This is a genomic window from Pectinatus brassicae, assembly GCF_014201835.1.
Taxonomy (GTDB): Bacteria; Bacillota; Negativicutes; order Selenomonadales; family Selenomonadaceae; genus Pectinatus; species Pectinatus brassicae.
In genome coordinates, this window is record NZ_JACHFH010000064.1 from 1 (window position 1) to 4,471 (window position 4,471).

Annotated in this window: 2 protein-coding genes; both read right to left on the minus strand. The window is 37.4% G+C overall.

What is annotated here, in order from left to right:
• Positions 1-161: 161 nt before the first annotated feature.
• Positions 162-2,417 (minus strand): DNA topoisomerase 3, encoded by a 2,256-nt coding sequence (locus tag HNR32_RS13475; RefSeq protein WP_183863539.1) that lies wholly within the window; start codon positions 2,415-2,417, stop codon positions 162-164.
• Between the two features lie 196 nt (positions 2,418-2,613).
• Positions 2,614-4,272, minus strand: a complete 1,659-nt coding sequence (locus HNR32_RS13480) for a DUF4127 family protein (protein ID WP_183863541.1) — start codon at positions 4,270-4,272, stop codon at positions 2,614-2,616.
• Positions 4,273-4,471: the final 199 nt, after the last annotated feature.

The following is a 4,471-nucleotide window of genomic DNA, read 5'->3' on the forward strand; positions in this document are numbered from 1 at the left end:
TTATAGCATGAGAAAATTATACTTACAATATTAAAACCGTGGCGATTCATCCCACCACTTTAGAAGTGGGGGAATTCTCGCCACAATATGTTAAAATACACATTTGTTTATAATTCAAACTACGATGCCTAAATTCCTGCTTGATATATTACACTTATTTATTATTTGCCTAATAACGGCTGTCCATTACTGTCGGCAAAATTAGCCGTACAATGCGGATAATTTGAGCATCCCCAAAAGTAACCATTTCTTCCTTTTATTCTTCGCAATGCTCCTTCTTTGCAGTTAGGGCATAAATATTTTTTATTATTAGTTGCTTTAGCTCTAGTAATCTGCCCGCGTGAAATCAACTCCTGCGCTGAAATCATGCCGCCTGACATAGAATTTCCAGTTTTAGCGGTTCTGCTTGTATTCGTGCGAGCCGACAAATCAGGCTTACCGTCCTTATCATTACACGTCATGCGACATTGCGGGAAATTAGAGCAGCCCCAAAAATCACCATTTTTCCCATGACGATGAATCATAACGCCTTTTTTACAGCGTGGACAAAGCATCCCGTCATCATTTGGCATTACTACATCATTGGCTTTTTGGCATAACAGTCGCGTAAACCCTATTTGTTTAGCAATAAACTCATCCAATGAACCGTCACCATTAGCAAGGGTATTTAGGTAATCTTCCCACATTGCCGTAAAATCAGGATATAATAGTTCATCAGGCAGAGCATCAACCAGCATATTAGCCATAGATGTTGGAATCAGATACTTCTTTTTCCCCTCTGTAACCAGAAATTTGCGGCGTATCAAATCGTCAATTATCGATGCTCTGGTTGCTTCTGTGCCAATACCATAGATTGCCTTAAGCTTCTTTTTCACATCCTCATTTTTTACATACTTATGAATTTCCTTCATACCTGCCAATAAAGTTGACGGCGTGAAGCGTGTTGGCGGCTTAGTGGCTTTTTGATCCAGCATCGCATTTATAAAATCGGCACTGTCATTTTTTTCCATAGCTGGCAAAATCGCCAGCTTATCATCATCGCCATTGACTTCGTTTTTCTTATTTTCCGATACATACAATATCTTCCAGCCTAAGTCTTTTTCCACACGACCAGTAGCCTGAAAATTTTCCCCAGCATACTTGACTGTCAATTTTATTTGTTCATATACATGCACTGGATAAAATTGGGCAATATAACGCTGTGCTATTAAAAAATAAATATTTCTTTCTTCTTCACTAAGGCTGGTCATTTTAACCTTAACCTGCGTAGGAATAATAGCATGATGGGCCGATATTTTTTTATCATTCCAAGCCTTGCTTTTTATTTTACTATCAGCATTATCAGACCACTGGGTTAAATCGTCATCACCGCAGTATAATAGGTTTTTCAAAATAACCTTAGCATCACTAAATTGGTTTTTCGGCAAATATTCGCAGTCCGAGCGCGGATAAGTAGTCATTTTTCTCTCATATAATTTTTGGGCAGTATCTAAAACCTGCTGCGGCTCATAACCAAAATTTTTCCCTGCTAAAACCTGCAGCGCTGATAGCGAGAACGGCAATTGCTGCAGTTCCTTTTTTTCACTCTTACTATAGGAACTAATGACTGCATCTTGAGATTTAGTATTTAATTTTTCCATCAGCTTATCAGCTTCAGCCTTATCTACAAGGCGTCCCTCATAGTCAAGTCCTGTCTGCGACTCCTTGGCCTTCCAATTAGACCAAAAGCTGCCGTTAGCATGTTCAAATTGTGCTTTTATTGTATAATAATCAACCGGCTTAAAATCCTGTAATTCCCGTTCGCGTCTGACTACTAATGCCAAAGTAGGAGTTTTTACTCTGCCTACCGGCAGGACTACCCTAGCATGTCCAGTTCTTCTGGCTGCCAACGTATAAGCTCGTGATAAATTCATGCCAATAAGCCAGTCGGCCCTAGCCCTAGCCAATGCTGAGCACTTCAATGGTTGAAACTTTTCATTATCACACAGATTTTCATTAGCTTTTTTGATACTTTTTTCATCAAGTGCATTTAATAATATACGTTTTACTGGTTTACTATTGCCAACAAAATCAAATATTTCATCAATCAGCAGCTGTCCTTCCCTATCAGGGTCACCAGCATGGACTATTTCATCGGCTTTTTCTATAAGATTTTTAATAATATTAAACTGTTTTTCGCAATTTTTATCAATGATCATCTGCCATTTCGTGGGAATAATCGGCAGATCCTGTGCCCGCCACATCTTATACTTTTCATCATATTCATTGGGTTCGGCCTGACGAAGGATGTGTCCAAATGCCCAGGTCACAATTCCATCGGCTGTTTTAAGATAGCCGTCATGCCGACTTATCGGTCCTTTTAAACATTTAGCTATTTCGTTCCCCATACTTGGTTTTTCTGCTATATATAAACGCAAATCTTATTCGCTCCATTTCTAAAAACTCAAACCAACTATTATTATATTACTATATAGTCTAAACTATTTACCTGCTTTAATGCAAGTATTGCCAATTTTTTCCGCCAATATAAATAAAATGCTGAAGCAAGCTGCAATCTTTGCTCACTCCAACATTTACTAAACAATTTATTTTGTTATATTAATTTATAAAATATCACTGAATACCAAAATAATGTTTGGTATAGGCATTAGGATTAGTAGAAACGTCTATATCGGCTTCAAATAATCTATCCCAGGGAAATTCCACTTTAATAGCTTTTATCCCCAAAAACGACAAATATCGATCTAAAAATGCTTTTGTCAAACGATCTGCATTAATTTCAGCAGGCATATTTTTATCCCCCAAAGTCAGTTTTGTTCCCTGCCCAGGAAAAATATTCAGCTGCCGCACTACAAGTGAACGAACATTGGCCTGATATACCCAATCATCAAGATATCTTGTCAGTAACAGTCTATTCTTATTATCTGAAGTCATATTCAGTGATAAAATCCCCTGTGCAATTGACCATCCAGTACTGTTGGTAGCTGTGTTCCAACCAGCATAAGAATTCAGCTTAAATAATAGGTCTCTTTGACGCAGTACCTGCAAAAGAGCATTATCTGCACCATTGGCATAAGCAATATCGCCAACAGCTACCGGTATCTTTTCATCAATATATTTAGCAATATTATCAGCAAATGACAAAGTATTGGCACGTGGCTCTTCTGAATTAAGTGATTCACCGGCCTCATAGGTCCAGCCGCTTACATTAGTATTAACCAATAACAGCATTGCCGCTCTGTCCGGCAGTGTTGTTGGCACACCACCTGCCAAATTAATTTCCGCCCGCACGGATAAATCTATCGGTTTATCCGAATAAGCCGGCACTGTAGCTCCGCCATAACCTGATGCATAATTTATAGCTACAGCAGGATGATAATTACGCATCTCATTTGCGGCTCTGGTAGATAATAATAACCCCAGCTCATCCACTCCGGAAACTATACAAAACTTACTTTTTGGTAAATCAGCGCTATATTTTCCTAAAACTACACTTTCAGCATGCGTTTGTGAATATGGTGCATTATCATCACAGCCTAAAACCAAATAAGATAAAATATTATTGCGTACTAACCCAATTAACACTTTATTCGCTGTAAAATTTTTAAATCGACGATTAAACCAGTCATCTAAAACTTCCTGTGGTATTATTTCTTTTAATTTTGTTAATTCAGCCTGTTCTGCAGCAGCCAATGGCTGTAGTCTTTGCTTGTCGGTCAACGCTGTATAACGAAAAATCTCTTCTCCGTATTCCCGATAATAACTGGGTTCTTCTGAACCGGATGCCGCAGCATTTTTCGGTGTTCGCATAATTGAGGAAAAAACATATAATGGCAGCTTAGGATATTTTTTATGAATTTCAATAAAATAGTCAGTTCGCTGTAAAACTCTATCTTTCATAAAATCATGCTTACGTGAGGCCACCAGACTTCCATATAACAAAGAATCACTGGAAATAACTGCCGCATCAGCATCTTTACCATTCACCAAAATCCATTGGTAAATCCCCTCGGGGTTGCCAAAAGAACGACGGTTTCCCAATAAATTATCCGGTGGAACCTTAACAATGTATCCTGCTTTTTCCAGTACCTGAACTGTCTGTTTATTTGATACTGGCCGATTATCATGTGGTACATATAATATTACTTTAGGCTTAATTTTTTTAGCAAATACTGTATTATAAGGAACTGATGCTACAAATATGCCAATAACAATAGCAGCTAATATCCTGCAAAATATAAGATATTTACCTGCCGGCAAACATTTAGACAAAAACGCCACCTCTATTATCTATTTTTTTACGCTCATATATGACACTCTAATTCATAAGAATACCATAAAACTGACAAAAAATAAATATTTCTTTTTCATAATACCACGACAAACGCATGAAATTAAATTCAAACAGATAAATGGCAAATAATAAATTTTTTAATTGAACTTAAATCTGCATAATTTTTTCGATATATTT